32 protein-coding genes are annotated in these 25,871 nt (G+C 64.1%); 9 read left to right on the top strand and 23 right to left on the bottom strand.

Annotation, left to right across the window (positions count from 1 at the left end; translation table 11 throughout):
* Positions 1 to 13 precede the first annotated feature (13 nt).
* Together LWC34_RS37230 and LWC34_RS37235 are read right to left on the bottom strand one after the other, a co-directional pair.
* A complete protein-coding gene (locus tag LWC34_RS37230; protein WP_233729925.1) occupies positions 14 to 574 on the bottom strand; it encodes a PH domain-containing protein in 561 nt (186 codons plus the stop codon).
* Between the two features lie 18 nt (positions 575 to 592).
* Positions 593 to 757 (bottom strand): hypothetical protein, encoded by a 165-nt coding sequence (locus tag LWC34_RS37235; RefSeq protein WP_233729926.1) that lies wholly within the window; start codon positions 755 to 757, stop codon positions 593 to 595.
* 144 nt (positions 758 to 901) lie between these two features.
* Between LWC34_RS37235 and LWC34_RS37240 the strand changes: the two genes are divergently transcribed.
* Positions 902 to 1,327 (top strand): NUDIX domain-containing protein, encoded by a 426-nt coding sequence (locus tag LWC34_RS37240; RefSeq protein ID WP_233729927.1) that lies wholly within the window; start codon positions 902 to 904, stop codon positions 1,325 to 1,327.
* A gap of 5 nt (positions 1,328 to 1,332) precedes the next feature.
* On the opposite strand, the gene LWC34_RS37245 is transcribed toward LWC34_RS37240, so the two are convergent.
* Entirely contained in the window at positions 1,333 to 2,427 is a 1,095-nt protein-coding gene (locus tag LWC34_RS37245; protein WP_372496701.1) for a DUF2332 domain-containing protein, read from the bottom strand.
* Positions 2,427 to 2,930 carry a MaoC family dehydratase gene (locus tag LWC34_RS37250; protein ID WP_233729928.1) on the bottom strand — a complete coding sequence of 168 codons (504 nt, stop codon included), beginning with the start codon at positions 2,928 to 2,930 and terminating at the stop codon, positions 2,427 to 2,429. Before LWC34_RS37250 ends, LWC34_RS37245 begins: the two co-directional genes overlap by 1 nt.
* Positions 2,931 to 3,230: 300 nt before the next feature.
* Between LWC34_RS37250 and corA the strand changes: the two genes are divergently transcribed.
* Complete coding sequence (gene corA, locus LWC34_RS37255) at positions 3,231 to 4,301, top strand: magnesium/cobalt transporter CorA (RefSeq protein ID WP_233729929.1); 1,071 nt, start codon at positions 3,231 to 3,233, stop codon at positions 4,299 to 4,301.
* A gap of 77 nt (positions 4,302 to 4,378) precedes the next feature.
* Positions 4,379 to 4,513: a hypothetical protein gene (locus tag LWC34_RS57295; protein ID WP_284051792.1), complete on the top strand. Its 135-nt coding sequence runs from the start codon at positions 4,379 to 4,381 to the stop codon at positions 4,511 to 4,513.
* On the opposite strand, the gene LWC34_RS37260 is transcribed toward LWC34_RS57295, so the two are convergent.
* Genes LWC34_RS37260 through LWC34_RS37270 form a run of 3 tightly spaced genes read right to left on the bottom strand, consistent with a single transcriptional unit; the run spans position 4,510 to position 6,787 of the window.
* On the bottom strand, positions 4,510 to 5,307 hold the full coding sequence (locus tag LWC34_RS37260; RefSeq protein WP_233729930.1) for an ESX secretion-associated protein EspG: 798 nt from the start codon (positions 5,305 to 5,307) through the stop codon (positions 4,510 to 4,512). The two genes, LWC34_RS57295 and LWC34_RS37260, sit on opposite strands and share 4 nt — an antisense overlap.
* A 52-nt stretch (positions 5,308 to 5,359) precedes the next feature.
* Positions 5,360 to 5,686, bottom strand: coding sequence for a hypothetical protein (locus LWC34_RS37265; RefSeq protein WP_233729931.1), 327 nt, complete (start codon positions 5,684 to 5,686; stop codon positions 5,360 to 5,362).
* A 12-nt stretch (positions 5,687 to 5,698) separates the two neighbouring features.
* Complete coding sequence (locus tag LWC34_RS37270; protein ID WP_233729932.1) at positions 5,699 to 6,787, bottom strand: WXG100 family type VII secretion target; 1,089 nt, start codon at positions 6,785 to 6,787, stop codon at positions 5,699 to 5,701.
* A gap of 89 nt (positions 6,788 to 6,876) precedes the next feature.
* Here LWC34_RS37270 and LWC34_RS37275 point away from each other — a divergent pair, with 89 nt between their 5' ends.
* From LWC34_RS37275 to LWC34_RS37285, 3 genes are read left to right on the top strand one after another with little or no spacing between them, the layout of a single operon-like run.
* A complete protein-coding gene (locus tag LWC34_RS37275; protein ID WP_233730964.1) occupies positions 6,877 to 7,548 on the top strand; it encodes a metallophosphoesterase family protein in 672 nt (223 codons plus the stop codon).
* Complete coding sequence (locus LWC34_RS37280) at positions 7,538 to 8,374, top strand: chromosome partitioning protein ParB (protein WP_233729933.1); 837 nt, start codon at positions 7,538 to 7,540, stop codon at positions 8,372 to 8,374. The genes LWC34_RS37275 and LWC34_RS37280 overlap by 11 nt, the downstream gene beginning before the upstream one ends.
* Entirely contained in the window at positions 8,374 to 9,684 is a 1,311-nt protein-coding gene (locus tag LWC34_RS37285; RefSeq protein WP_233729934.1) for a hypothetical protein, read from the top strand. The genes LWC34_RS37280 and LWC34_RS37285 overlap by 1 nt, the downstream gene beginning before the upstream one ends.
* On the opposite strand, the gene LWC34_RS37290 is transcribed toward LWC34_RS37285, so the two are convergent.
* From LWC34_RS37290 to LWC34_RS37310, 5 genes are all read right to left on the bottom strand, one after another.
* On the bottom strand, positions 9,659 to 10,642 hold the full coding sequence (locus LWC34_RS37290) for a hypothetical protein (protein WP_233729935.1): 984 nt from the start codon (positions 10,640 to 10,642) through the stop codon (positions 9,659 to 9,661). The two genes, LWC34_RS37285 and LWC34_RS37290, sit on opposite strands and share 26 nt — an antisense overlap.
* A gap of 483 nt (positions 10,643 to 11,125) precedes the next feature.
* Entirely contained in the window at positions 11,126 to 12,307 is a 1,182-nt protein-coding gene (locus tag LWC34_RS37295) for an ABC transporter ATP-binding protein (RefSeq protein ID WP_233729936.1), read from the bottom strand.
* A 2-nt stretch (positions 12,308 to 12,309) separates the two neighbouring features.
* Positions 12,310 to 13,152, bottom strand: a complete 843-nt coding sequence (locus LWC34_RS37300) for a carbohydrate ABC transporter permease (protein ID WP_233729937.1) — start codon at positions 13,150 to 13,152, stop codon at positions 12,310 to 12,312.
* Positions 13,152 to 14,087: a carbohydrate ABC transporter permease gene (locus LWC34_RS37305; protein WP_308200190.1), complete on the bottom strand. Its 936-nt coding sequence runs from the start codon at positions 14,085 to 14,087 to the stop codon at positions 13,152 to 13,154. Before LWC34_RS37305 ends, LWC34_RS37300 begins: the two co-directional genes overlap by 1 nt.
* Positions 14,084 to 15,400 (bottom strand): ABC transporter substrate-binding protein, encoded by a 1,317-nt coding sequence (locus LWC34_RS37310; RefSeq protein ID WP_233729938.1) that lies wholly within the window; start codon positions 15,398 to 15,400, stop codon positions 14,084 to 14,086. Before LWC34_RS37310 ends, LWC34_RS37305 begins: the two co-directional genes overlap by 4 nt.
* Positions 15,401 to 15,715: 315 nt before the next feature.
* Between LWC34_RS37310 and LWC34_RS37315 the strand changes: the two genes are divergently transcribed.
* Complete coding sequence (locus LWC34_RS37315) at positions 15,716 to 17,104, top strand: IS1380 family transposase (protein ID WP_233723285.1); 1,389 nt, start codon at positions 15,716 to 15,718, stop codon at positions 17,102 to 17,104.
* A gap of 153 nt (positions 17,105 to 17,257) precedes the next feature.
* Here the strand turns inward: LWC34_RS37315 and LWC34_RS37320 are convergent, their stop codons facing one another.
* Together LWC34_RS37320 and LWC34_RS37325 are read right to left on the bottom strand one after the other, a co-directional pair.
* Positions 17,258 to 17,782: a YflT domain-containing protein gene (locus LWC34_RS37320; protein ID WP_233729939.1), complete on the bottom strand. Its 525-nt coding sequence runs from the start codon at positions 17,780 to 17,782 to the stop codon at positions 17,258 to 17,260.
* A 50-nt stretch (positions 17,783 to 17,832) separates the two neighbouring features.
* On the bottom strand, positions 17,833 to 18,291 hold the full coding sequence (locus tag LWC34_RS37325) for a winged helix-turn-helix transcriptional regulator (RefSeq protein WP_233729940.1): 459 nt from the start codon (positions 18,289 to 18,291) through the stop codon (positions 17,833 to 17,835).
* A gap of 85 nt (positions 18,292 to 18,376) precedes the next feature.
* Here LWC34_RS37325 and LWC34_RS37330 point away from each other — a divergent pair, with 85 nt between their 5' ends.
* Positions 18,377 to 18,910 (top strand): DUF899 family protein, encoded by a 534-nt coding sequence (locus tag LWC34_RS37330; protein ID WP_233729941.1) that lies wholly within the window; start codon positions 18,377 to 18,379, stop codon positions 18,908 to 18,910.
* Between the two features lie 50 nt (positions 18,911 to 18,960).
* Here the strand turns inward: LWC34_RS37330 and LWC34_RS37335 are convergent, their stop codons facing one another.
* The 9 genes from LWC34_RS37335 to LWC34_RS37370 all read right to left on the bottom strand — a co-directional run bounded on the left by LWC34_RS37335 (position 18,961) and on the right by LWC34_RS37370 (position 24,147).
* Positions 18,961 to 20,154, bottom strand: a complete 1,194-nt coding sequence (locus LWC34_RS37335; protein WP_233729942.1) for an acyl-CoA dehydrogenase family protein — start codon at positions 20,152 to 20,154, stop codon at positions 18,961 to 18,963.
* Positions 20,155 to 20,230: 76 nt separating this feature from the next.
* Positions 20,231 to 20,383 (bottom strand): hypothetical protein, encoded by a 153-nt coding sequence (locus LWC34_RS37340; RefSeq protein ID WP_233729943.1) that lies wholly within the window; start codon positions 20,381 to 20,383, stop codon positions 20,231 to 20,233.
* Positions 20,384 to 20,473: 90 nt separating this feature from the next.
* Positions 20,474 to 21,256, bottom strand: a complete 783-nt coding sequence (locus LWC34_RS37345; protein ID WP_233729944.1) for a slipin family protein — start codon at positions 21,254 to 21,256, stop codon at positions 20,474 to 20,476.
* Between the two features lie 66 nt (positions 21,257 to 21,322).
* Positions 21,323 to 21,646, bottom strand: coding sequence for a hypothetical protein (locus LWC34_RS37350; RefSeq protein ID WP_233729945.1), 324 nt, complete (start codon positions 21,644 to 21,646; stop codon positions 21,323 to 21,325).
* A gap of 27 nt (positions 21,647 to 21,673) precedes the next feature.
* On the bottom strand, positions 21,674 to 21,976 hold the full coding sequence (locus LWC34_RS37355) for a hypothetical protein (RefSeq protein WP_233729946.1): 303 nt from the start codon (positions 21,974 to 21,976) through the stop codon (positions 21,674 to 21,676).
* Positions 21,976 to 22,260, bottom strand: a complete 285-nt coding sequence (locus LWC34_RS37360; protein ID WP_233729947.1) for a hypothetical protein — start codon at positions 22,258 to 22,260, stop codon at positions 21,976 to 21,978. Before LWC34_RS37360 ends, LWC34_RS37355 begins: the two co-directional genes overlap by 1 nt.
* A gap of 144 nt (positions 22,261 to 22,404) precedes the next feature.
* Entirely contained in the window at positions 22,405 to 22,599 is a 195-nt protein-coding gene (locus LWC34_RS57300) for a DUF4276 family protein (RefSeq protein ID WP_284051793.1), read from the bottom strand.
* A gap of 20 nt (positions 22,600 to 22,619) precedes the next feature.
* Positions 22,620 to 23,063 carry a DUF4276 family protein gene (locus LWC34_RS37365; RefSeq protein ID WP_284051794.1) on the bottom strand — a complete coding sequence of 148 codons (444 nt, stop codon included), beginning with the start codon at positions 23,061 to 23,063 and terminating at the stop codon, positions 22,620 to 22,622.
* A complete protein-coding gene (locus LWC34_RS37370) occupies positions 23,056 to 24,147 on the bottom strand; it encodes an AAA family ATPase (protein ID WP_233729948.1) in 1,092 nt (363 codons plus the stop codon). The genes LWC34_RS37365 and LWC34_RS37370 overlap by 8 nt, the downstream gene beginning before the upstream one ends.
* Positions 24,148 to 24,318: 171 nt before the next feature.
* Between LWC34_RS37370 and LWC34_RS37375 the strand changes: the two genes are divergently transcribed.
* A complete protein-coding gene (locus LWC34_RS37375) occupies positions 24,319 to 25,776 on the top strand; it encodes an IS1380 family transposase (RefSeq protein WP_233722402.1) in 1,458 nt (485 codons plus the stop codon).
* The last annotated feature ends 95 nt before the right edge of the window (positions 25,777 to 25,871 follow it).

The raw sequence follows: 25,871 nt of genomic DNA on the forward strand, positions 1-25,871 counted from the left end.
ATGGTGTTCGACGTCAGCCGTTCTTCTGCTTGCCCAAGGCCGCCTTCTTGGCCTTGATCATCGAGAACCGCTCGGCCTGCGCCTTCTTGTCACCGAACACCAGTTCCGAAATGGCGTCGTAGACCTGCTCTGGCTTGGGCAGATAGTTGATCCGGTTCAGCGCCTGGATCTGACCGGCCGACTCGACAACCATCGTGCCGTAGCCGAACAGCCTGCCCACCCACGATCTCTCGTACGTGAGGTCCGTCACCTTGCCGATCGGCATCATCAGGACCTTCGTGGTGAAGACACCGGTCGTCATCATGAACCGTTTGTCGGTCACCACGATCCGCTCCACCCACCACTCGAGAACGAGGTAGGCGAAGCGGAGCAGCACGATCAAAGCCGCGTACCACAACACGTTCTGCAACAGCCACATCGAGGCAGGCAGGATGTAGGACACCATCACCGCGACAGCCAACAGCGCTGCCGCTTCGAAGACATCCCACGCCAGCACTGCCCAATGCCGGCGAACCCGGATCACTCGTCGTTCGGAGTCGAGCAGGTACTCGTCTGGATCCCTGGGCGCGAACATGGCTCCAGTATCTCGCGCCTACCCGGCAAACACATGGCTGACGAACGTAACAATTGCTTCCGCAGCGTCCCTGATCGTGCCAATGATGTTGGTGACAATGCCCGCAGACGCCTGCGGTTGAGTTACCAGGAAGAACACGAGCAAAGCGACTCCGGTCAACACGAGGATCTTCTTCGTGTTCACGATGACCAACCCCGTCCTTCTCCGCACCCAGTGGCGCCTGTTGAAAACCGTTGTACCGCACCCAGTGGGCGGCTGACGAGAGTTGTACAGCACTCGGAGCACACGCTCGGACGGCGAACCGAAATCTCGCTACGCTACGTATTCATGCCAGGTGGGGTCGTTCGTAAGATCAGGTGTGTCGGAGGGGTGACCCACGACACATATGGCCGTCTTTTGATGATTCAACGTGCCCATGCCCCCGGCGAAGGCCTGTGGTCGATACCGGGCGGCAGGGTCGAACCGGGCGAGTCCGACCCCGTCGCTGTGGCCCGCGAGCTGCGAGAAGAGACCGGTTTGACGGTTTCGATAGGCCGTCTGGTGGGTGCTGTCACCCGGCCGGCTGCGAGCGGTTTGTACGAGATATTCGACTACGAATGCCGGGTCATCGGCGGCCTTCTGCGCCCGGGGGACGACGCCGCGCAGGCCGCGTGGATCGACCTGGCGACGTTCGGCACACTCGAACGGACGAATTTGCTCACCGATGGACTTGCTCCCACACTCCGGGACTGGAACATGCTCCCTCGTGCATGAATTTTCTACAGCCACACAAGGGTTTGGCCGTGTGCTCCGGTCCGCCCGAGCAACCGCGTGTCCGGCTTTCCGGATTCCCACCGGACGAGACCAAGCACCCCGCGGATCTCCCGGAAACTGTCCTCGAAGTCCGTCCGCCCGGGCACGAGATAGGTCATCGCGGCCAGGTAGTGCTCCTGGCTGACCCACCACAGCGGCCGTGCGGCCGCCAGCGAGGCCACGGCGGCCACGAACTCCTGCCGCCGCTCGTCGGACATGTACGGCAGCACATGGCTCGTCAGAACGACCAACGGGAGCTCGGCAGGCACCTGGGCGGCCGCCTCAGCGAGCCCGTCGACGGCGTCCCCGGTGACCAGGGTCGGCCGGTCCTTCTCCTGCATCTCGGCGGCGACACGCAGCCGGCGTGACCGCTCCGGCTGATCGGCCCAGACGCACGCCTCCAGCCACGCGAGCTCTTCCTCGTCGCGCAGGTCGATCGGGCGGCGGTCGAGACCCACCTTGGCCGCGACCGCGACCTTCTTGGGCAGCTTGGGCATCGGCTCGCCGGACACCGCGCAGGTCAGCACGAGCGGCGTTTTCGTCGGGCCCGCGTTGACCTGATCGCCTGCCTCGTTGGTGAACCGGTAGCCGTAGCGGTCGACGCCGAGCAGCAGGCCCGCGCTGGTGCCGACCTCGAGCAGCCCGATCGGCCCCTTGGCTTCCTTCGCCGCCTGCGCGATGGCCGGAAACAGCGTCGCGACCCGGCGGACCTCGTTGGTCTGGGTCGTGCGCGTGGAGATCAGCTCACGCATCTTGTCCGCGCGCTCGAGCACGAACTCGCGGAACAGCGGCCAGACCCGCTCGTCCGGGCCGTAGCTGCCGCCCATCGTCAGGTAGTAGTTGGCCAGCTCGATCCACGGCTCGGCCTGAACGAGGCGTTGCGCGGCGGCGAAGAACAGCGTGCCGTGCGCGAAATTCTCCGGTGCCGCGGCAAGCAGAGCGGCAACTTCGTCGTCGTCCTTGGCGTGTGTGGCCAAAAACTCGTAGAGCGGCGAGATGCCCGCGGCCTCGTTGACCGCGAAGTTGGTCAGCCGCGCCTTGGCCAGTTCGAGTGTCGCCATCAGGCCACTGGCTCCGGGCGGCCGGGCTGCTCGCCACCGCGCGCATCGCCGTACGAGCGCTTCGGCACCATCACCTTGCGGCGGAAAACACACACGATGGTTCCGTCCTGTTTGTACCCACGGGTCTCCACGTAGACCACCCCACGGTCGTCCTTGGACTTCGACGGCGTCTTGTCGAGCACTTCGGTCTCGCCGTAGATCGTGTCACCGTGAAAGGTCGGTTTGACGTGTTTGAGCGATTCCACTTCCAGATTAGCGATCGCCTTGCCGGACACGTCAGGCACCGACATGCCGAGCAGCAGCGAGTAGATGTAGTTGCCGACCACCACATTCTTGCCGAAGTCGGTTGTCTCGGCCGCATAGTGCGCGTCCATGTGCAACGGATGGTGGTTCATGGTGATCAGGCAGAACAGGTGATCGTCGTACTCGGTCACCGTTTTGCCAGGCCAGTGCTTGTACACCGCACCGATTTCGAACTCCTCGAAGTAGCGACCGAACTGCACTTGACCTACCTCCATGTAACGCTGCCAATGGGCGAGGACGACAGTGTGGTTGCACAGGGAGTATTCTGTGCAACTGGTGTGTGAGCGACTCCACCGCTGACACGACCCGACCCTGGGAGGTGAGGACGCATGAGTGGCACAGATAGCGCGCCGAGTACCAGCAGCGTCCCCACCGGACGGGTCGGCTTCGCCCGCTAGGCCCCGCGGTACCGGCCGGGACGCTTCCAAGGCCGGAGAGGATCACCCCGATTCCACTCCGGCACGTGTGACGCCCGTAGCACGACGAACGTTGGAGGCCTCATGGCTGCGATTCGCCCGCTCCGCGGAAAGCCGGAGCGCAACAACGTGCAAGCACCGATCCCGGTGCCGGTTTCCGCGTACGTCGTGAACTGCGGCATCTATCGCGACGGCACCCGTGTGCCCGGCCGGTGGACGCACGCGGAAGCGATCAAGGAAGTACGCAGCAGCGAGCACGGCTTTGTCTGGATTGGACTGCACGAACCGGACGCGGAGCAGATCAAGGGCATAGCGGACACCTTCGGCCTGCACGAACTGGCGGTCGAGGACGCGGTGCAAGCACATCAGCGGCCAAAGCTGGAGCGCTACGACGACACGTTGTTCATGGTGCTCAAGACAGTGCGGTTCGTCGAACACGCGTCACCCAACACCGCCAACGAGATCGTCGAGACCGGCGAGCTGATGGCGTTTCTCGGCAAGGACTTCATCGTCACGGTCCGGCACGGAAACCACTCCGGCCTCGCGTCGCTGCGCGCCGAACTGGACAAGGAACCGGACCGGCTGAAGATCGGCCCGGCCGCGGTGCTGCACGCGATCGCCGACCGGATCGTGGACAGCTATCTCGATGTCACCGAACGGTTCGAGGACGACATCGAGACGATGGAAACGACCATCTTCGCGCCGCGGACCCTGGTCAGCGCCGAGCAGATCTACCTGATGAAGCGGGAAGTGCTCGAACTTCGCCGTGCCGTGACACCGTTGGGAAACCCGTTGCGGCGCTTGGCAGAGGGCTACACACCGCTGGTGCCCGAGCAGGTGCGCTCGTACTTCCGTGACGTCGACGACCACCTGACGACCGTGACCGAACGGGTAACGGCGTTCGACGAAATGCTGAACACGTTGATCGACGCCACTTTGGCCAAGATCACGCTGCAGCAGAACACCGACATCCGCAAGATCACCGCGTGGGCCGCGATCATCTCGATCCCGACGATGGTCGTCGGTGTCTACGGGATGAACTTCGACTTCATGCCGGAACTTCGCTGGAAGTTCGGCTATCCGTTGGTGATCCTGCTTATCGTGCTGGTGTGCACGTGGCTCTACCGGGTGTTGCGCAAGAACCGATGGCTCTAGCCGAGCGCTTGACGCTCGGCGGTCATCCGGTCCCCTGCCCCATGTCCACCCCCTGACACCACACAGGGAGGCACATCATGTCCCGGTTCCTCTACAACCCACTGTTCTGGCTGGTCACGTTGATCGTCGCATGGCTGATCGTGATCACCGTGTCCATCGCGGGCAACCCGGAAGGTGCCCGCGCGCACTCGATGGAAACAACCCAGCATTAACGCAGCCCTGCGGCCAGTTTCCGCAGAGCTGCGCGGATCTCCTCGGGGGCGAAGGGGTTCACGCTCATCCAGGCACCGTCACCGTCCAGGTGGTAGCGGCCGTTCTCGGTATCCAGCCAACGGATTTCATCTTTGCGGTGCCAGTCGCCGTCAGATCTTCGCGCCAGTCCGGCTTGGCCATTGCCAAGCACGGGCTGGAGGTATTGGACCATCCGACGGGACACACGATCGTCGATACCGTGCTGTGCAAGGATTTCCTCCACCACGCGAGGCGGAAGCTTGCGTGGCCGGATACCGTCCTCGGTCGGTAGATCGGCGATCAGTGCCTCGAATGCTTGCTGTAAGGCGCTGTGCGGCAACGTGAATGGTGTCGCTGATGCGGCTTCGAGGCGTGGGATGATGTCGTAGAGTTCGTCGACGGCTTGGTCGAGCGTGACTTTGCGGACGATGACTGTCCCATATGGATCGTCTGCTCGTTGGACCACGATCAGCGCGTCCGTCCGGTAGGCGAGGACGACCGCGCCGACCGTGGTTTTTTCCTCAGCGACAACGAGATCGAGCACACCGCTGCCGAATCTGAGCAGGTGCACGAACTCGTCGGCGAGGCCGAGGGGGCCTTCGTCGTCGGCAAGACCACGTTCCGCCAGTTGCTCACGCGCGACGTGGAACACGAGGGCGCGTTCGTGCTCGGAGCGGCCGGTGTCCGGGATCTCGAGCGGGAAGGGTGGTTCTACTTCGGCAAAGGTGCAGAGAAGGTCGACTTCGACGGGGTGTAAGGAGATGTCGTGGTTCATCGAAAGTCATCCCGACTCGCCCCATCGACCGGCTGCGGCACCATGTCCCCGCTCATCTGAAGCCATCCCTGCTTACTTCATCAACCTCTTGATACTTCGATGCCGCTTTTTCAGCGCCGTCAACGAACTCCTGCAGGTTCGCCACAGCCTTCTCCAACTGCCCGGCAAGCCCGTTGTCACCGGCGATCCGGTCCGTGAACTTCTCCGCCAGCTCCCTCGCGGGTGGGCTCGTGCCCAGCTGCGGCGCCAACGCGGGGTCACGGAACTCGGCGACTTCCCGGCGTACCGCGTCCAGATCGGCTTTCACCTTCGCGAGCGCCGCGGCGAACTCACGCAGCTGGTCCGGGCTGACCTCCCAGCCCTTGCCCTCTTCATACATAGATGCCTTCCCCTACAGGCCGATGATCGGCGGCGCGGCCTTCAGATCGCCGGTGAACAGGTCTTCTTCGTGCGGGTACCGGCGCTTGTGTTCCTGGTCTTCCTCTTTCTGGCCGCCGGGCGCCGCACCCATTCCGCCCGGCCCATACCCAACGCTTCGTCCTCTGGCGGTGTCACCACCCCGGCCACCGCCCGTCATCGGGACCGCGACCCCGGGCACCGCTCCAGCGAATCGCTTGTCACGCAACGCATCGACATCGATCCCGCTTCCGGTGCCCACGCCCGTCAACGCGCCCCACCGCCCAGCGGCACTGTCCGCAAAGGACGGTACCGTCGTCCCGGATTCGAACGTGCCCGGCGGTTTGGCACCAGACGGCAAGGTACCTATCGGGCCACGTGCCCCCGGCCGGTTCCAGCTGGGATCGGTGATCCCGTCCGATGGTTGACCAAACTGCGGTGTGGCCCGGTCGATGCCCAGAATGGCCGTCTCGTACCGGGTCATGGTCTGTACGGCCTTGCGCTTGAGCTTCTTCTTGTTGCTGCCGAACCCGAACGCGCTCGCGATGCCGCCAAGGACCGCCCCAGCCGCGGCCCCGAACGGCCCACCAATCGCGAACCCAGCCGCCGCAGCGCCGCCAGCCGTGCCCAGACCTGACCACAGGCCGCCTTTGGGCGCGCCCGGCATGGTGCTCTGTGCCGAGGTCAGCGCGCCGCCGGAGTCGTCGACCGGTTCGGCGATCTTGGTCGCTGTCTGGCCGAGCCCGGAGATCCACTTGGCGTTGTGGGTAACCTTGGCGCGTGCCTCCTCCGCACCCGCGCCGGACCAGAACCGCATCAGCGCCGTCAACGAACGCTCCAGGTCATCGGCGCTGGCCGTCAACTTCTGCCCCTGTGTGCGCCAGGTCTCGGCCAGGAACTGCAACTGGCTGGGGTTCGCCTCCCGCGAGACCATCTTGATCAGCGATTCGAGGCTGTAGCCGTTCCAGTGCGTGCCACCGGTGACATACATGTCGTCTTCGACGCGACGGCCCTGCCGTGCCGGGAACGCGCCGCGGACGTGCTGGAGTAATCCCTGATAGAGACTGCCAAGGCCGGATAACACCTGTGTGTCCTCCCCGTCAGCGAGTGTCCGATTCTCCCGCCGAGCTCGTGACCGCGCGACGGCCGAAATGCGGTCGTACGCTCAATGCCGTGGCCAAGGTGCTGACCGTGTCCGACGAAGTCGTCGAATCGCTGTGGACCGATCACGTCCACCGGCATTCGGTCGATCTCGTGCTGGCCGCGGGCGACCTGCCGTTCGACTACCTCGAGTACCTCGCCAACGCGTTGGAACTGCCTTGCGTGCTCGTCCCCGGCAACCACGACGTGGACCTGGGCGGATATTCCAGGCGTCGCGGGCTGTGGATGCGGGACGGATTCCCTGCGCGGTGGCCCGGCCCGCAAGGCTGGGTGGACACCGATCGCCGGATCGTCGACGTGGCCGGGCTACGGATCGCCGGTCTCGGCGGCTCGATCCGGTACAGCCCTGGGCCGAACCAGTGGACCGAGCGTCAGCAGTCACGCCGGGTAAAAACGCTCGCCCGCGCTGCTCAGCGTCGGTACCGTCGAGATGGGCGTGGCGTTGACGTGCTGCTGACGCACTCACCGCCGTTGGGGGTCGGGGACCGTGAGGATCCACCGCACCGCGGCTTCGCCTGCCTGCACGACGCAGTGCGCCGGATGCGTCCGGCTTGGCTGCTACACGGACACGTCCATCCGCATGGCGAGGCTGTTCCCGAGCGGCGAATGGAACACACCAGGGTCGTCAACACGGTCGGCTACAAGATCCTGGACATCACGCCAGGAGGTGACGGTGCAGAGTGACACGGGATTTCCACGTGCCGACGCGGAAAACGACTTCCTCAGGGCGCGCCGCAAACAGGTGCTGTCCAGGCTGGCGGCGTGGCTGCGCCGCGAGCCCGACGACGTGAACATCATGCTCCCGTTCGACGAGGTGGTCGGCGCGCTCGGCCGCACCGGCGAGCGCAGGCTCGGCTCGCAGGTGATCCGCCTGGACTCGATCGTCGGCAGCATGGACCGGACCAGGGACTTCGACCGCCGCTTCCGTCCGACCTCAGGCCGCCTGCGCGAACGCTGGGAGAGGCTGGCGCGGGCGCAGCGCCGCGGCGAGCCGATCCCGCCGATCGAGGTGTACCGGGTCGGCGACCTGCATTTCGTGTCCGACGGGCATCATCGGGTCTCGGTGGCGATCGCGTTGGGGCAGGACACGATCGAGGCGTACGTGACGGAGGTGCGGACCAAGATCTCGGCGGACGGGATCCGGTTTCGCGGCGACCTGATCGTGAAGAACGACCGGAGGTTGTTCCTGGAACGCGTGCCGTTGTCCGGGCATGCCCGTGCGGCGATGGTGCTCAGCGACCCGTGGCAGTACACGATCCTGAGCGAAACCGTTGAGGCATGGGGTTTCCGGCTGATGCAGGACGAATCGAAGTTCCTGAACCGCACGGAGATCGCGGCCCGGTTCTACGCGGAGGAATTCGAGCCCGTGGTCAGCATGCTGCGGCAGGCCGGGCTGATCGGGGACCGGACGGAAGCCGAGGCGTACCTCGCGGTGAGCGAGCAGCGGTACCGGCTGATGCGTACGCACCGCTGGGATGACGACGTGATAGCCAAGCTGCGTAAGGGATAATGGACATCAACTTCTTTGCCGAGATCGTGCGGACCGGGACCTTTCTCGGCGCGGACGCGGGCATGAGCCAGCAGGAGGTTCAGCGTTACCTCGGCGACGATCCGTGGGAAACACCGACGTCCTGGGACTACGGTCTGGTCGAGTTCTTCTGGGGATCCCGTTTCGAAGTGAACCTCGGCCGGACAACGGAACTTGTGCCATTCTCCGCGCTTGCGGCTTTGGTTTCCCTTGTACCCCAGTCGGATGGGACGTACCTGCACGCCGCGTCGGATGTGGTTGTGCACGTTCAGGATGGCTTGGTTTCGAACATCGTGTCTCGTTCGGTTGGCGTTGGCGGATTGGACATTCCGGGCGACCGGGTGCCGGTGGTCAACGCACATCCGGATTTCTTCGCCGACATCGTGGAAACCGGAACAGTGCTTGGCGTGGACGCGGACCTGGATCCTTCGGTCGTCCGCCGGGTCTTTGGCGACTTCGGGTATGACAACGACAATAGTGAATCCTTCTGGTGGGGCTACGACCTCGTGGAGATCTTCTGGCACAGAAGGAAAATCGACGGAGTTCGGGGCTCGCATTTCAGCGTGCAGACCCATCGGCTCAACGCACGTAACCGGCCTTTACTTTTCGCCGACCTGGAAGCCGAACTCACGCGTCGTGGCATACCGCTGACGCCGTTGCCCACTCGCCCTCTCTTCGAGGAATACCAGGAGTACTGGCAGCCATCGTCGAGAATGGCGCTGACAGTTCACGTGCCATGCGGTGAAGTGGAATGGATCGGCTCAGACTTCCACCAGGATCACTCGCAGCCAGACTGGGGCGACTATCGCGCGATCTACCGCAGTATGAAGGAAGTAGTCAACTTCTCCCCCGCCGCACGCCTGAAATGGATCGCCAAGCACCGGCATGATTCGTGCCCGTGGGGCTGGTGGATGCGTCGCATTAGGACAATCACCAACCGTGCGACTTCGTCGGACGAGGTGCGTGACCGAGAGAAGTGGGTCGATTTCGGCTATTGGGCTTTGGCGCAGTGCCCATCGCTTGATGTGCCGCCAGCACTGGCCGCGCAGACGCTTGCGGAGTTCACGGCGACCCTCGAAGACACCCAGCCTGACATGCCACGGCCGTCGGCAGACACAGTGGTTCGGGCATGCCTCGCCTACGTCACCGGAATGGACCGCACGTCCAAATCCCTCCTCGCCGCCGCCCGTTTGCACAGACATGCTTTGCGGGACTTGGATTTGCTGGCATCCCTCGATTCGTGGATCGCGCGTTGGACGGACATTCCTAGCGTTTCGATGCCACGACTGTGACCCGCTCGGGCAACGGCCTGACTTCGTCCATCAACCGGTCGGCATAGTTGTCGAGTAGTCGCGTCCCAACCTGCTGCGCGTACCCGAAAAGCACGGCCCAGAGCAACAAAGCCGCCTGCGAGCCAACGTAAACAATCCCGCTGACCAAACCCGCGCCCAACGCCAGCAAACCGACAACCGACAACGCGGCGCCGAGCAAAATCTTCACCAAGGCCTGATACCCAATAAGGACATAGGGACTCAGGTCAGGTCGGCGCCGAATAAGCAGCAGGACAACGGAAATCGTGGCCCCCAAGGCCCCGAAGAGCTGCACCATCCAGACGTCCCACCCGGTGGGCGCTGTGGTTCCGGTCGGGCAAAGCAGTTGCGGCACAGCGGGATTCGGCGGCATGCACGTCGGCACGAGACCCGGTTTGAGCACGCCGACCAACCCCAGAGCCGTGTTGAGGACCAGAAGGGCGATGCTGATGACGATCAGTTTGTTCCTCAGGGCTCGGGCTGCGGCGTGCGCGTCGTCCGAAGCGTCGAAGGCAGCGCGCATCGCGTCGACAACCGTTGCCCTGTCAGGATCTTCCTGCTCCATGGCCTTGCGCCTCGGATCGCCGTCTTCGAGGTACATCCGAACCCTGGCCCTGAGTCCCGGAAGTCTCGACGGCAGGTCAGGATCGGCCGCGGCCAGATAGATCTCGGCTTCATGCAAGGCGCGCCATGCTCGCTCGATGTGCCAGCCCGACCACCAGGACGCGCCTGAACGCCACCACTTGTTGTCCGCGCTGCGCAGTGCCGCGTCCACGATCTCCAGCGAGACTTCCGCTGCTTTGCGGGCAACCTCTGTTGCCGGGGTCGGCGGCAGAGCGGCGAGGTCGGCGCGTACACGCCGGGCCCTCGACTCGACGGTCAGCTGCCAGTCAGTGACATCAGCCCCAACCTGCCAACCGACAGTGACATTTTCCACCATGATCGATCACCCCAAGTACATGGTGACACTCAGAGATGCCCGTTTTCAGGGGCCGACCGAGTGGTTTCCCCAGGTCAGAAGGGATAGCACAGCGTCGCGCACGAAAGCGCACGCTAAGCCGATCGAACTCGAACGGCGGACAAGGCACCGGAATGGCGGAATGACGCGGGGCAACGGTCGACGGACAGTGTCCGGGCGACATGCGGCAGCGCCAAACGCTCATGGCCACAGCAGGCACCTCACCATGGCCAACGTCGGACACACCAAGCCGAAATGGCTGCCCCCTTCGGCAACGGTGGACACACCATGCCGCAACGGCGGACACACTCTTCAGCAATGGTGGACACACCCTTCCGGAACGGTGGACACGGCCTTCAGGAACGGTGGACACGGATGCCGGAACGGTGTCTGGCACCGCTTCGCCAGCGCACCTGACTCATGCTTGCATGCTGGCACTGTGCCAGCATGCAAGCATTGGTGCTGTCAGCCGGAGTAGGTGAGGTTCTTGCCGTTCGATGGGTCGAAGAGCTGCACCTTGTCCGTGTCGAACCAGATGTCCAGCGAGCCGCCCTGCTGCGCCTCCGAAGCCGCCGAAAGCCGCGTGACGACCTGCGAGCCGCTGTCAGGCACATCGGAAGTCCCGGCGTCCGCCGCGAGTTCCTCCAGCTCCTGAGACGTCGCCTGGTCGCCCTCGACGGTGAAGTACGCGTACTTGTCCGACCCCATCGACTCCAGCACGTCCACCGAGGCCGTGAAGGTCGCCCCGCCCGCCTTCGCCGAGTCGTCGAGCAGGCGCGCGTCCTCGAAGTGCTCAGGGCGGATGCCGAGGATCACTTCACGGGGCGCGTCCGCGGCCTCGACCAAAGAGCGAATCCGGTCCGTCAAAGCGAACTTGCCCAAAGGCGAGTTGACTTCGTTGTCCGCCAATGTCGCAGGCAGGAAGTTCATCGAAGGCGAGCCGATAAACCCTGCCACGAACAGGTTCGCGGGCTGCTCGTACAGGAACTGCGGCGAGCCGATCTGCTGCACGAGCCCGCCGCGCAACACCACAACCCGGTCGCCGAGGGTCATCGCCTCGGTCTGGTCGTGGGTCACATACACGGTCGTCGTGCCGAGTTGCTTCTGCAGCTTGGACAACGAGGTCCGCATCTGCACACGCAACTTAGCGTCCAAGTTGGACAATGGCTCGTCCATCAGGAACGCCTTGGGGCTACGAACAATCGCGCGACCCATCGCGACACGCTGCCGCTGACCACCGGACAGGTTGCCCGGTTTGCGGTCAAGGTGCTGCGTCAGGTCCAGCGTGCGCGCCGCCTCTTCGACCTTCTCGCGGACGATCTTGTCGTCCACTTTGGCCAGACGCAGCGGGAACGCCATGTTCTCCCGGACGCTCATGTGCGGGTAGAGCGCGTATGACTGGAACACCATCGCGATGTCCCGGTCTTTCGGTGCTCGCTCGTTCACGCGCTCGCCGTCGATTCGCAGCTCGCCTTCGGAGATGTCCTCCAGGCCTGCGATCATGTTGAGCGTCGTGGACTTTCCGCAGCCCGACGGGCCGACCAGGATGATGAACTCGCCGTCGGCGATCGTGAAGTCCACTTCGGACACTGCCAGTGCGCCGTCCGGGTACCGCTTGGTCACCTTGTCAAGCACGATTTCAGCCATGATCAACCCTTTACCGCACCGGAGGTCAGCCCCGCGACGATGCGACGCTGGAAGAACAACACGAACAGGATGATCGGGATGGTGATCACGACGGCCGCCGCGGACACCGTCCCGGTCGGGTCCTCGAAGTACGAGGCGCCGGTGAAGAACTGCAGTGCCGCCGGCACCGTCCGCGACGCGTTCGTCGAGGTCAACGAGATCGCGAAGAGGAAGTCGTTCCAGCAGAAGATGAACACCAGGATCGCCGTGGTGAACACGCCAGGCGCGGCCAGCGGCGCGATCACCTTGCGGAACGCCTGCCCCGGCGTCGCACCGTCCATCTTGGCCGCTTTCTCCAACTCCCATGGGATTTCCCGGAAGAAGGCGGACAACGTGTAGATCGACAGCGGCAGCGCGAACGTGATGTACGGCAGGATCAGGCCCGGCCACGTGTCGAACAGACCAAGCGCTCGCTCCATCTCGAACAGCGGGGACACCAGCGAGACCTGCGGGAACATCGCGATCAGCAGTGAAACGCCGACCAGAGCGCGCTTTCCGGGGAACTCCAGCCGGGCGATGGCGTACGCGGCCATCGTGCCGAGGATCACCGCGATCACCGTCGCGATGATCGCGATGCCGATCGAGTTCACCAAGGCGCGCAGGAAGTCCGTGGTCTGGAAGATGTCGATGTAGTTCTGGAACGTCCACTCCGACGGGATGAAGCTCCGGTCGGTGAGCGTGCTCTTCGTCTTGAACGACAACGACAGGATCCACAGCACCGGCACCAGTGCGTAGACCACGACGACGACGTCGATCACGGTCCAGCGGAACACCCGGCCGGGTGTCCGGGTCGCCATCATGGCCATCAGCGCTTACCTCCTGGGTCGGAGCCAGGTGCGGACGTGCCGAACACCTTGATGAAGAGGAACGCGATGATCGCGACCGTGATGAAGATGAGCACCGACATGGTCGACCCGATCCCGAGGTTCAGGCCCTTGATCAGGTTGTTGTAGGTCTGGATCGACACCGACGACGTGCCAGGCGTGAGCACGAAGAGGTTGTCGAAGATGCGGAACGCGTCGAGCGTGCGGAACAGCAGCGCCACCAGGATCGCCGGCTTCATCACCGGCACCATCACCTTGGTGAACCGCTGCCACGGCCCGGCACCGTCCATCGCCGCGGCCTTGAGCAGGTCGTCCGGCACCAGCGCCAGACCAGCCATCAGCAGCAACGCCATGAACGGCGTCGTCTTCCACACCTCAGCCAGCACAACGATGAAGAACGCGGGCACCTGTTCAGTCAGCAACGAGCTACCGGGCGACACGAGATCGCTCAGATAGCCCGTGGTGTCCTGCCAAGCGAACTTCCACGAGAAGGCCGCGACGACAGTCACGATGCCGTACGGAATCAGCGTGACCGTTCGAACCAAGCCGCGCCCAACGATCGTGCGGTGCATGATCAAGGCAAGGCACATGCCAAGCACCAGCTCGATGATCACCGACACGACCGTGATCAACATGGTCAGCCCGAACGCCGTCCACCAGTAGTTGCTGCCGAGCACGGTGACGTAGTTGTCGAGGAAGACGAACTCGCTCTGGTTGGGGAATCTGAGGTCGTAGCGCTGCATGGACAGCCAGATCGAGTAGATGATCGGCCACGCGGTGACCGCGACCATCACGAGCGCGGCTGGCGCGCAGAGCATCCAGCCGAGCTTGCGTTCGGCGCGCTTTCCTTCCGACAGTTCAGGTTTCGCCTTCTTGCCGGACTTGGCCGGTGCGGGTTTGACCGCGGTGTCGGTCACGGCAGGACTCCCTTCGACTGGAGTGCGTCCTGCAGCTCACGACGCAGGCGATCGGCTGTCGCCGGTGGATCGATGGCCGACGGCGGCGACAGGATCGTCGAGATCACCGTCGACGCGTTCTGGTACGCCGGAGTAAGCGGCCGGGATTCCGACGAGTTGAGCGATTCCACGATCGTGTCCTTCATCGGATACGCCTGGTCCATCGTCGGATTGGCCTTGGGATCAGCCGGTTTCGACGGGTCGACCGGCGTCGTGTCCTCGTAGACCGAGCGGATGGTCGGCGGCAGCGACTCCTCGATCGCTTGGAACTTCTGGTTTTCCGCGTTACGCAGGCACAGCGCCGCCTCGAAGGACTCCTGCGGGTGCCGGGAGTACGCGCTGACGGCGAGGTTGAACCCACCGATCGTCGGTTTCGACGGCTGGCCGGGGTTCACGCCCGGATACTGCGTCCACTTCAGGTTCTTGAACCGGTCGGGTGCGTCCGACTGGATACTCGCGTAGACGAACGGCCAGTTGATCTGGAACGCGGCCTGGCTGTTCGGTTGCTGGAAGCCAAGCTGCACCTGCTGTTCCTTCGCCGCGTTCAGGTCCGACGCGGTGACGCCAGCGGTCGCGAGGCGCTTGAGGATCTCAAGCCCCTTGACCGCGCCCTGATCCATCACCACGCTCTTGCCGTCGTCGGACAGGATGTGCCCGCCAGCGGAGTTGACGATGGTGTTGTAGTTGACCACAAGGCCTTCGTATTCGGCCGCTGTCAACAGGATCTGGTATGGCTTGCCCTGCGCCTTGAGCTGCTCGGACGCCGCGATCATCTCGTCGAACGTCTTCGGCGGCGCCGGAGTGAGCGACGAGTCGTACCACAGCAGTTGGACGTTGGTGTTCTTGGTGGCCGCGTACAGCTTTCCGTTCCACTGCGCGGTGCTCAGCGGGCCGGGGAAGACGTCGCGTTCCGCCTCGGCCTTGTGCAGGCCCGTCCACTCGAGAATCCAGCCCGCTTCGGCGAACTCGGCGACCCAGACGACGTCGAGGCCGAGAATGTCCATTTCGGAGTCGTTCGCCGCGAGCCTGCGGACCATCTGCTCACGCTGCCCGTCGCCCTCCCGCGGCAGTTTGTTGTAGACGATGGTGTACCGGCCGTTTGCCTGTTCGTTGCACTTCGCGACGACCTTGTCGAAGACCTCTTCGGGTGAGTAATAGACGTTGATCGTCGTACCCGAGTCAGATCCGCAAGCGGTCAGCAGCGGAACGGCGAGTAGTGCCGCCCCGACAGCCCCGACAAGGCGCCTTCGCGTCGTGCGACTGGCGCTGCGCATGAACCCTGCCTCCTCGTCCCTGCGAGGAAACCGGGCATGCCCCTCACCGCGCGCCCGGCACCTCGGTGTGCCCCCGAACGCGGATGTGCCCAACCTCACCTGTAACGCGCTCGGGCCCACTGAACTTAGGCGGGTTGATCACCCCTCGCAAGCGAATCGCCGCTGTCTGCAGACACGATTACATCAAGGTATTAGCCCAGGTGTTTCACGCGGATAGCCGCGACACGAGCCGTAGATAGAACGAAGTGCCTGCCCTGTAAGGGAAACTGGGACTTGTCTAGGGTCCAGGTTCTCGAACGGGAAGGCACTTCGCGGATGAAGCGTATCGAACGGTCCCGCCGGGTCAAGGTCAGCGCGGACGGTACGGGTGTCGTGTCGCATGCCGGGGTCGGAATGCTGCGGGAACTGGCCTGGGATACCGGGCTGGTGAGCGGGATCAGCACTGCGCTGGCCGACACCTATGCCGGACGGTGGCAGCACGCGCCAGGCCGGGTGTTCACCGACCTGGCGGTCGCGATCGCAGATGGCGGCGACTGTGTCTCCCACATCGAGGTGTTCGGCGACCGGCACGAGGTATGCGGGCCGGTCGCGTCGATGCCGACCACCTGGCGGATGCTGGACCGCGTTGACCCGGCCCATCTGTCCAGGGTGCGTGCCGCGCGGGCAGCGGCACGGGAACGGGCCTGGGCCGCCGGCGCCACCCCGGACCTGACACAGCTGCTGCGGATCGATTTCGACGCCACAGTCACGATCTCGCACGCGGAGACCAAGCAAAACGCGGCGAAAACCTGGAAACGCACGTTCGGGTTTCACCCGTTGCTGGCGTTTCTGGACCGCCCGGAGGTCTCCGGCGGCGAGGCCCTGGCCGGGTTGCTGCGTCCGGGCAACGCGGGCAGCAACACCGCCGCCGATCATGTCACCGTGCTGGAGCAGGCGTTGGCCGCCCTGCCCGAGCACGCCCGGCCTCGGCCGGGTGACCCGGACACGGTGCGGGTGGTGGCCCGCTCGGACTCCGCCGGCGCCACCCACGCCTTCGCGACGGCGTGCCGGGATCGTGGGGTGTGGTTCTCCTTCGGGTTCCCCGTGGACGCCCGCATCCAGGCCATCGTGGATGAGGTGCCCGACCAGTGCTGGCAATCCGCGATCGAGTCGGATGGCGGGATCCGGGACGGCGCCTGGGTCGCCGAGGTCACCGGCCTGCTGGACCTGACAGCCTGGCCGGAAGGCTCCCGGGTGCTGCTGCGCGCCGAACGTCCCCATCCCGGTGCGCAGTTGCGGTTCACCGACGTCGACGGGCACCGGATCACCGCGTTCATCACCGACATTCCCGAGCGGGTGATCCCCGGTCAGAACGCCGGGCTGGAGCTTGACCACCGCCAGCACGCCCGGGTCGAAGACCGCATCCGGGAAGGCAAAGCCGCCGGGCTGCGTAACCTTCCCTGCCGGGGGTGGGATGAGAACGTCGCCTGGCTGGAAACCCTGCTGGCAGCCACGGATCTGGTGTGCTGGGCCAAACTGCTCGGGTTCACCGGCACACCGGAGTTGGCGCATGCCGAGATCGCCACCTTCCGCAATCTGGTGTTGCACGTGGCCGCCCGCATCACCCGCAGCGCCCGGCAGGTCCGCCTCCGTATCGACCGGACCTGGAAATACGCCGATGCCATCGCCGAGGCGTGGTTGAGGATCCGTGCCGCGTTCACCTGACCCGTCCACCCTGTCCCGACGACCCGAAAGACCCCGGAGCGGCCGACACGACAGCAGGTCGGCGGCATGCTCGCGCCTATCTCTCGAATCGCTCGCCGCGAGATCAACCAGACTCAACACAAGATCATCCCGGGATCACATGAAACACCTGGGTTAGGGGGTATTACCCGATGGGCGCATTGACAGCTTGGCCAGCAAGTCCCGGCCACGCTCGGCGTTGCGCGGCTGGCAAAGCACGTCGTAACGCCCGGCGACCAGTTGGCTCGCCGAGGCGAAGTCTCGCCGTCCTCGAGTGGACATGTAGCTGACCGCGGCGAAAGTCAGTCCGAACAACACGCCAGCGGCCACGCCGACGAGTACCGGAACGAGCGACACACCCTGGCTGGAGAAGTAGGCCAGCAGGATGCCGACGAACAAACCGAACCACGCGCCGGACAGCGCGCCGGTGCTCAGCACCTTCGCCCACGTCAGCCTGCCGACGATCCGCTCGACCAGCATCAGGTCGACGCCGACGATCGTCACCTCGGTGACCGGGAAATCCTCATGGGCCAGATGCTCGACCGCGCGTTGGGCGCCCTCGTATGTCTCGTAGGAGCCGATCGGCCAGCCTGATGGCGGCGTCGGCAACCGCGGCAACCCCGGATTGGGCCGCCCCGTCCCAGAAAAACCACCGGCCACGACAGTTCACCTCTCCAAGCAGCAGTGCTTCCATCCTGCCAAGCCGGACATCAAGACGCGAACCCGGCTGCTCCTGGGCCCGGTAGAACGTCCACGTCCGAGGCGTGCATCGGCTTCTGGCAGACCGAGCAGGTGAGCTCGACATGGCTGATCTCGCCGCAGGCGTGGTGCCGGTAAAGCACGGGCGGACCAGCCTCGCCGGCGGTCCACCGATCACCCCAGCGGACCATGACGAGCAGCAGGTCAGCCAGCTCCATGCCCTTGGTCGTGAGCACGTACTCGTACCGGCCGGTCGAGTACTCCCGCCGGTCGAGGACGTCGTTGGCGACGAGCCACTTGAGCCGTTCGGTGAGCACCTTGCGGGAGATCTTGAGGTCCTGCTGGATCTGGTCGAACCGGTTGATGCCGACGTAGACGTCGCGGAGGATCAGCGGCGACCACGGCTCCCCGATGACATCGAGGGTGCGTGCGATCGAACAGGCCAACTCCCCGAACTGCGTCCGCTGCATGGGTGGATTCTACCCTTCAGGGTTCCCTTAGGGAACTTACCGTGTTAGTTTCCTCAGGGAACTCATCAGTGAAAGGGGTCGCACGATGAACCGTCCGCCAGTGGTGTCAATGGACGAGTGGCAGGCAGCCAGGGATGCCTTGCTGGTCAAGGAGAAGGAGATCACGCACGCCACAGACGCGCTGGCTGCCGCGCGCCGCAGGCTGCCGATGGTCCAGTTGTCCACGGATTACACGTTCACCGCACCGGATGGATCGGCGGCCGGGTTGGTGGATTTGTTCGACGGCAAGCAGCAGTTGGTCGTGTACCACTTCATGCTCGAGCCTGGGTCGTCGCATGTCTGTGGCGGATGTGGGTCGTTCACCGACAATCTCGCGTCTGACCAGACGCATCTGAATGCCCGTGACACCCGGTTGATCCTGATGTCACCGGCCCCACAGTCGCAGATCGCCGCCGTGCGGTCCCGGTTCGGGTGGACGCTGCCGTGGTATTCGGCTTATGGCAACGATTTCTACGCCGATCTCGGGCTTGGCGGCATCTTCGGGTTGAGCGTGTTCCTGTTGGACGACGGCGAGGTTTTCCGGACGTACTACACGTCCGGGCGTGGGGTCGAGTACTGACCTCGTGAGTGGTTAGCGAGGTTAGAACACGCATAACCACTCACGAGGGTCTACCGGGACTTGTATTCGCGCAAAAGCCCGCGACTGATGATCGTCTTCTGGATCTCGCTTGTGCCTTCGCCGATCAGCAGGAACGGCGCCTCGCGCATCAGGCGCTCGATCTCGTACTCCTTGGAGTAGCCGTAGCCGCCGTGGATCCGGAACGCGTCCTGTGTCACTTCGGCGCAGTACTCCGAGGCGATCAGCTTGGCCATCCCGGCTTCCACGTCGTTGCGGGCGCCGGAGTCCTTGAGCCGTGCGGCATTCACCATCATCAGGTGTGCCGCTTCGACCTTTGTCGCCATCTCGGCGAGTTTGAAGGCGATGGCCTGGTGCTCGGCGATCGCCTTGCCGAAAGTCTTGCGCTGCTGGGCATAGTCGATCGCCAGCTCGAACGCGCGGACCGCGATGCCGCACGCGCGCGCCGCGACGTTCACCCTGCCGACCTCGACGCCGTCCATCATCTGTGCGAAGCCCTTGCCTGGCGCCTCGCCGAGCACGCGGTTGGCCGCGATCTCGTAGCCCGCGAACACCGCTTCCGTTGTGTCCACGCCTTTGTAGCCCATTTTGTCGATCTTGCCGGGGATCGTCAGGCCCGGCGCGACCTCACCGAACCCGGCGGGCTTCTCGACCAGGAACGCGGTCAGGTTCTGATGCGCTTTCGGTGCGCCTTCGTCGGTTTTGGCCAGCAAAGCGATCAATGTGGACGTTCCACCGTTGGTCAACCACATCTTCTGGCCGTCGATCGTGTACTTGTCGCCGTCCTTCTTGGCCTTCGTCTTGATGGCCGCGACGTCCGAGCCGAGGTCCGGCTCCGACATTGAGAACGCGCCACGCACATCGCCGGTCGCCATCCTCGGCAGGAAGTGCTGCTTCTGCTCTTCCGTACCGTGCTGCTTGATCATGTGCGCGACGATGAAGTGCGTGTTGATCACGCCCGACACGCTCATCCAGCCGCGCGCGATCTCCTCGACGACCAGCGCGTACGTCAGCAGGGACTCACCGAGGCCGCCGTACTCCTCCGGGATGGTCAGGCCGAAGAGGCCCATCTCCTTCATGCCCTCGACGATGTCGCTCGGGTACTCGTCGCCGTGTTCGAGGGCCTGCGCGTGCGGGATGACCTCCTTGTCCACGAATCCGCGGACCGTCGCCAGGATCTCGCTCTGGATGTCGGTCAGTCCTGCGGTCTGGGCAAGGCGAGCCATGATCTGCTCCTGAACGTCGATGTCAGTTACCGAGCAGTATCGCGCTTGGACAAGGTCCTGCAGTGTGAAGCGGCTCTCAGCTGGCGATATCCAGCGCGTGGCCGCAGTGACGGCAGCCAGCGGCGAAAACATGCACGTCACGCTGGCAGCCTGGGCAAGTCCGCATGCTGCGCTCGAGCAGGTCGTCCTGCGGGCGCTTGCGGAAGATCCGGAAACGTCTACCACTCATGCCGTCAAGCGTTAACCCGGTGATCCGCCCCGGGCAAATTGATCACACATTTTTGTGGCGGTGCTCATAGCAACCGAATACGCCGAGTAATTACTCAGTTTTCTCCTGTGATTGTCCTGTGACCTTCGCCGCGTTTTCCAGGAATCTGAGTAACTCGACCGGGAAGGGCAAAACGAGCGTCGAATTTTTCTCGGCCGCTACTTCTACGACGGTTTCAAGAAGCCGGAGTTGCAGTGCGGCCGGTGTGTTTGCCATCACAGCGGCCGCATCGGACAACTTCTGAGATGCCTGAAACTCGCCATCCGCGGCGATAACTCTTGCGCGCCGCTCCCGTTCCGCTTCCGCCTGCCGGGACATCGACCGTTTCATGGATTCGGGCAAAGCGACATCTTTGATCTCAACCCGGTCGATATGGATTCCCCAGTCAAGCGCCGGACTGTCGATCATCACCTCGAGCCCCTGGTTGAGCCGCTCACGGTTGGCGAGCAGATCGTCGAGCTCGCTTTTGCCGATGATCGACCGCAGCGAGGTCTGCGCCACCTGCCGCACGGCGTACCGGTAATCCTCGACGCCGATGACAGCCTGGACAGGGTCGATGACCTTGAAATAGACGACGGCGTCGACTTTGACCGTGACGTTGTCGCGGGTGATGCCTTCCTGCGCGGGCACCGGCATCGCGACGATCTGCATGTTGACTTTCCGCATCCGGTCGGCGATCGGCAGCATCATCGTCAGCCCGGGCTCGCGCGGCTGGCGATGCACTTTGCCCCAGCGCAACACCAATCCCCGCTCATATTGGTTCACGACTCGGGCAGAGAACCCGAGCCACACGCCGCCGAGTGCGACAACTCCGGCGAGAAGTTCGATGATCATCGGCACCACCCTCTGCCGTGCAGGTAATGCCGATGCTACGCCGATTCCCTTGCCAGAGCGCCTTTCTTACACCGGCTCAGGTTTCGCGACGCTGATCCGGAAATGGACGTCGCGAGTCAGGAAGGCGGCCTTGCCGCGCACCTGCACGGTCCAGATATCCTCGCCGGTCCGGAAAATCCACCGGCCGACGATCTTGCCGAGTATTCGCGGCTGGTATTGGCGCGCCATGATCGAGGCGTCAAGCACCGCGTCGGCACGGCTGCGGAAGACCCGCACGTGCGTGAGTGCCCAGACGGAGTACTCGCCAGCCGCCGTGTTCTCCTCGATCAGTACGCACCAGTCGTCCTGTACCGGCATCTGCATCGGATCTTGCGGTCTCCCCATGTCCACTGGCACATCGTGCCAACAGACCGGCGCTCACGCAGTCTCCGGTTTCGCGACAAGCACCCGGAAATGCGACGTCTGCTCCTTCGCGCCGCGCACCTGCACTGTCCACAAATCATCGCCCGTCCGGAAAACCCGGCGGCTACGCCCTTTCGGCGGGTGCTCGGGCTCGTAGCCCTTGGCCAGATTCGCGGCTTCCGTCAACGCGTCGCCACGACTGCCGAACGATTTGATCTTCGTCAGCTCCCACCGCGCGTAACTGGCGCTGCCGACCGTCTCCTCGATCAGGACGCACCATCGGTCGAGCGGCACCCGCCTGGTTTCCTCTTCCACCATCACACCTTCTTTCCCACTGAGACACGGAAGTGGTACTGACGCGTCGCACCCGGCACGCATACGACCCACGAGTCAACGCCGATCTGATAGACATCCCGGGCCTTGGCGAAGGTCGGGTGCTGTGGCTGGTACTCGCGTGCCGTCTGCTCCGCCGCGGCGAGCGCGTCCTCTCTTGTGTCGAACTTGCGGATCCGCGACACGCTCCAACGCTGGCCCTCGCCCATCCCGACCGTCTCCTCGATCAGCACACACCACTGGGTGACCGGATCCTGTACGCGTTCCATGCCCACCTTGACGCGCGGGCCGCGCCAGGCGTTACCGGCAGCGGCCTACTAGCCTGATCACGTGGCCGCCACAAACCGGGGTTTTCGCGGGTCAGCTCGCCGGTCTCGCGGTGTTCGGGCCGGATGGCGAACGGATCGGCAGGGTCAGTCAACCTCGAGCTTGGTCAACCAGCTGTCCAGGTGCGGACACTCCTTTCGAAGCGCCGGCAGACCAAGTTCTGCGATGGCCAGCGGGCCATCGGAGACTTTGATGTAGTCGGATCGGTATCGCGACAGCCGCTTGGACGGCGCGTTCGAAGGTGTGTCGTTCACCAGTTCCGCGCCGCCAGCCGACCGCATGTCCTGTCGCAACTTCTCACTCAGGCCTTGATCGCCTCCAGCTCGGCATTGGCCACGAACACCCACGCCTCAAGTTCGTGCAGGACCAGGTGTGGCAAGAACCTCGCATCGCCGAAATGCGCCCTCAGTTCCCGCTCCACGTGATCGACACGGTCATGAGCTGACCCGTTGGGTCTGTTGCTCATGCCCGGAGCGTCGGGAGGAAACCCGTAATAGTCGAGCACTGTGGTGAGCACCTTGAGGCTGGAGTCGCGAAGCAGATTGCGAAGTTCGATCTCCAACTTTTGCCAACTGCCGAGACCACCCCTGTGCGCCGGTCCGGATGCCGGTCGTTTCGTCTTCACAATCGACCAGTTCACCCACCACCCCACCGCGGTCAGATGAGGCGCGATGATGTCTCTCACCACGGTTTCTTCGGTCTGGCCTTCGACAAGCAGGTGCAACCGCCCACGAGAATCAGCCATGGGCCGCGGAACCCATCGGACGACCACCGATCAGGTTCTTCTCCCAGAGCTCGCCGAGCGAGTAGTCATGCATCCATGTTTCGAGGTCCGCCGGATCTGGCCGAGTGAACGCCGAGCCTGTCTTTGTTCGCTCGACCACGATCAGATCCTCGAGTTCGAACTGGTTCATCAGCGTCACCGACTGCGTGGCGATCAGCACCTGACTACGAGTGGCGGCCTGCCGCAACAACCCGGACAGCTGGACTATCGCATACGGATGCAGCCCAAGCTCCGGTTCGTCCAGTACGACAAGCATTGGCAGTTGAGGCTGGAGCAGGAGGGTCGTCAGGCAGATGAACCGCAATGTGCCGTCGGACAGCTGGTTGGCCGAGAACACCGCGTCTGAGTCGTTCTGCCGCCAACGCAACCGGATACGTTCGTTTTCAGGTTGAAGCACAAAGTCCCGAAAGAAGGGAGCCACCTGGCGGACAGTGCCGACGATCCGCCGGTACGCAGCACTGTCATTGTCCCGCAAGGCAAGCAGCATCGGCGCAAGATTGGCAGCATCCTGGCGAAGGCTCAAGTTGTCAGCCGTTGACGCGAACTGCTTCACCGGCGCGTCCGAACTTGTGTCGTGAAAATGGAAGACCCGGCAACCCTCAAGCAGTCCCGCGACATAGTCGGCGACTGGTTTGGCCGACGCGCGCAGGCGGGTCTCGCGGTGACCTCGCCCCAGACGGTCCAGATAGGGCTTCTCGTAGCCCTCCCCCTGAAAAGAGACTGTTTCCGAATCGAAGATCAACTCGTCGTCCGGAGCGGCGGCTAGAACTGCTTCGTACGCATTGGGCGAAGCCTTCAGCCGCAGCCGCACGCTGGAGTTGCCCGCTGCTTTGTTCAACAGCGCTGATGCTCCGCCATTGAAGCCAACGAAAAGCCCCAGTTCTCCGTCCACAATTCGGCCGAGCATCTCGAAAGCGCGAACGAAGTTGCTCTTCCCCGCGCCGTTGGCACCGACCAGGACGTTGAGGTCGCCCAGCGACACACGCGCCGAAGAGATCGAGGTGAATCCCTCGATCTCGATCGAGTCCAGCCGCTGGTTGGTCATACGATCACTCTACGGCTGGGCACCGACTGTCGGCAGCACGCGGACGCGCGTCGCCTCCCGCAGCCCATTAGCCCTGAGTATTCATGGCGATCTTGATTCGGGCGCCGTGTCGGAACAGGGAAAAGTGCTCCTGAGCTGGGAAGATGAGGTTGCTAATGCCTGTTCTTACCCATGAAGCTCTGGAGCACTTTCGACGTGGATGTTACTGGGTGGTCGCGGGATCTGGCGGTAGAAGTCGGTGGGCGTGGCGTGGTCAGTCATGCCGGGACCGCGGCGGTGCGGTTGCTGGCCGACCGCACCGGGTTGACGGAAGGCTTGTCGCGGGCGATGGCGCGGCGTGGGTTCATGCCGGTGCATGACCGTGGCCGGGTGTTCGCCGACACCGCGGTGTTGATCGCTGACGGCGGGCGGGTCCTGTCGGATCTGGCTGTCCTGCGCGATCAGGCCGAACTGTTCGGGCCGGTCGCCTCAGATCCGACGTTGTGGCGCACGTTGGACGCGGTCGGTCAGGTGCAGCGCAACAAGATCGCCCGTGTGCGTGCCCGGATCCGCGAGCATGTGTGGTCGTTGATCGAGCGACGGCACGGCCGGATTCCGCCGTCGCGGGTGGCCGACCGTGATCTGGGCACGACCGTGGTGGTCCGGTTGGATGGTTCGCTGGTGATCGCGCACTCGGACAAACAACTCGCCGCGGGAACCTACAAGGGCAGCTTCGGTCATCATCCGCTGCTGGCCATGTGTGACAACACCGGCGAATCGCTGGCCCTGTTGCTGCGCACAGGAAGCGCCGGATCCAACACGACAGCTGATCACCTCGAGGTCCTCGACGCCGCGATCGCCCAGATCCCGGCGAAACATCGAAGGAACCTTCTAGTCACCGTGGACGGCGCGGGCGCCTCCCACGGTCTCATCAAGTACATCACCGCGCTGAACGCCAAGCCAGGCAGGCAGGCGCACTACAGCGTCGGCTGGGAACTCGGTGCGCGGGAACGAGCCGCGATCGGCCGTGTCCCCGCGAAGGCATGGCAGGCAGTGCTCGATCACCACGGCGATCCTCGGCCGCTGGACAAAGCCGGCGTGGTGGAACTGACCGCGCTACTACGTCACCACCCCGACGGGGACCAACTGGAGAACTGGCCGGCCGATCTGCGGATCATCTGTCGTCGTGAGAAACCCCACCCCGGCGCACAGTTGTCCCTGTTCGAAGAAGCCGACGGCTGGCGCTACCAACTGGTGGCCACCAACACCCCGGGCAGCGGTTCGGGCGCCACCGTCCAGTTCCTGGAAGCCCGTCACCGCCCGCACGCCCGAGTCGAGGACCACGTCCGCTGCGGCAAGCAAACCGGCCTCGGTCACCTGCCCTCCACCAAGATCGAGATCAACCGGGCCTGGTGTCTGGCCGCCACCATCGCCATCGACCTGCTCGCCTGGCTGCGCCTGCTCTGCCTTGAGGGCACCCTCGCCAAAGCCGAACCCAAAACCCTGCGCTACCGGCTACTGCACACCGCCGCCCGCATCGTCCGCGGCCAACGCAAACGCAAGATCAAAATCCCGGAAACCTGGCCCTGGGCCGACCCTCTCGCCGCCTGCCTCCGGGCAGCGCTGGCCCTGCCACCACCAACTCGATGACCCCTGTCCCTGCCCCTCGACCTGAAAGGCCCGCCCCCCAACCCGGCGCCCAGCCAACACCGGCGGCCGGGCTCGAACCCTGACCATCACCACAC

This window comes from Kibdelosporangium philippinense, from assembly GCF_021390435.2.
Lineage (GTDB): Bacteria > Actinomycetota > Actinomycetes > Mycobacteriales > Pseudonocardiaceae > Kibdelosporangium > Kibdelosporangium philippinense.

Bases quoted from the DNA above. Each gene is read 5' to 3' on its own strand.
- LWC34_RS37230 (WP_233729925.1), bottom strand. From the start codon at position 574: ATGTTCGCGCCCAGGGATCCAGACGAGTACCTGCTCGACTCCGAACGA.
- LWC34_RS37240 (WP_233729927.1), top strand. From the start codon at position 902: ATGCCAGGTGGGGTCGTTCGTAAGATCAGGTGTGTCGGAGGGGTGACC.
- LWC34_RS37245 (WP_372496701.1), bottom strand. From the start codon at position 2,427: ATGGCGACACTCGAACTGGCCAAGGCGCGGCTGACCAACTTCGCGGTC.
- corA (WP_233729929.1), top strand. From the start codon at position 3,231: ATGGCTGCGATTCGCCCGCTCCGCGGAAAGCCGGAGCGCAACAACGTG.
- LWC34_RS57295 (WP_284051792.1), top strand. From the start codon at position 4,379: ATGTCCCGGTTCCTCTACAACCCACTGTTCTGGCTGGTCACGTTGATC.
- LWC34_RS37260 (WP_233729930.1), bottom strand. From the start codon at position 5,307: ATGAACCACGACATCTCCTTACACCCCGTCGAAGTCGACCTTCTCTGC.
- LWC34_RS37265 (WP_233729931.1), bottom strand. From the start codon at position 5,686: ATGTATGAAGAGGGCAAGGGCTGGGAGGTCAGCCCGGACCAGCTGCGT.
- LWC34_RS37285 (WP_233729934.1), top strand. From the start codon at position 8,374: ATGGACATCAACTTCTTTGCCGAGATCGTGCGGACCGGGACCTTTCTC.
- LWC34_RS37290 (WP_233729935.1), bottom strand. From the start codon at position 10,642: ATGGTGGAAAATGTCACTGTCGGTTGGCAGGTTGGGGCTGATGTCACT.
- LWC34_RS37295 (WP_233729936.1), bottom strand. From the start codon at position 12,307: ATGGCTGAAATCGTGCTTGACAAGGTGACCAAGCGGTACCCGGACGGC.
- LWC34_RS37300 (WP_233729937.1), bottom strand. From the start codon at position 13,152: ATGGCCATGATGGCGACCCGGACACCCGGCCGGGTGTTCCGCTGGACC.
- LWC34_RS37310 (WP_233729938.1), bottom strand. From the start codon at position 15,400: ATGCGCAGCGCCAGTCGCACGACGCGAAGGCGCCTTGTCGGGGCTGTC.
- LWC34_RS37315 (WP_233723285.1), top strand. From the start codon at position 15,716: ATGAAGCGTATCGAACGGTCCCGCCGGGTCAAGGTCAGCGCGGACGGT.
- LWC34_RS37325 (WP_233729940.1), bottom strand. From the start codon at position 18,291: ATGCAGCGGACGCAGTTCGGGGAGTTGGCCTGTTCGATCGCACGCACC.
- LWC34_RS37330 (WP_233729941.1), top strand. From the start codon at position 18,377: ATGAACCGTCCGCCAGTGGTGTCAATGGACGAGTGGCAGGCAGCCAGG.
- LWC34_RS37335 (WP_233729942.1), bottom strand. From the start codon at position 20,154: ATGGCTCGCCTTGCCCAGACCGCAGGACTGACCGACATCCAGAGCGAG.
- LWC34_RS37340 (WP_233729943.1), bottom strand. From the start codon at position 20,383: ATGAGTGGTAGACGTTTCCGGATCTTCCGCAAGCGCCCGCAGGACGAC.
- LWC34_RS37345 (WP_233729944.1), bottom strand. From the start codon at position 21,256: ATGATCATCGAACTTCTCGCCGGAGTTGTCGCACTCGGCGGCGTGTGG.
- LWC34_RS37355 (WP_233729946.1), bottom strand. From the start codon at position 21,976: ATGGTGGAAGAGGAAACCAGGCGGGTGCCGCTCGACCGATGGTGCGTC.
- LWC34_RS37360 (WP_233729947.1), bottom strand. From the start codon at position 22,260: ATGGAACGCGTACAGGATCCGGTCACCCAGTGGTGTGTGCTGATCGAG.
- LWC34_RS57300 (WP_284051793.1), bottom strand. From the start codon at position 22,599: ATGCGGTCGGCTGGCGGCGCGGAACTGGTGAACGACACACCTTCGAAC.
- LWC34_RS37365 (WP_284051794.1), bottom strand. From the start codon at position 23,063: ATGGCTGATTCTCGTGGGCGGTTGCACCTGCTTGTCGAAGGCCAGACC.
- LWC34_RS37370 (WP_233729948.1), bottom strand. From the start codon at position 24,147: ATGACCAACCAGCGGCTGGACTCGATCGAGATCGAGGGATTCACCTCG.
- LWC34_RS37375 (WP_233722402.1), top strand. From the start codon at position 24,319: ATGAAGCTCTGGAGCACTTTCGACGTGGATGTTACTGGGTGGTCGCGG.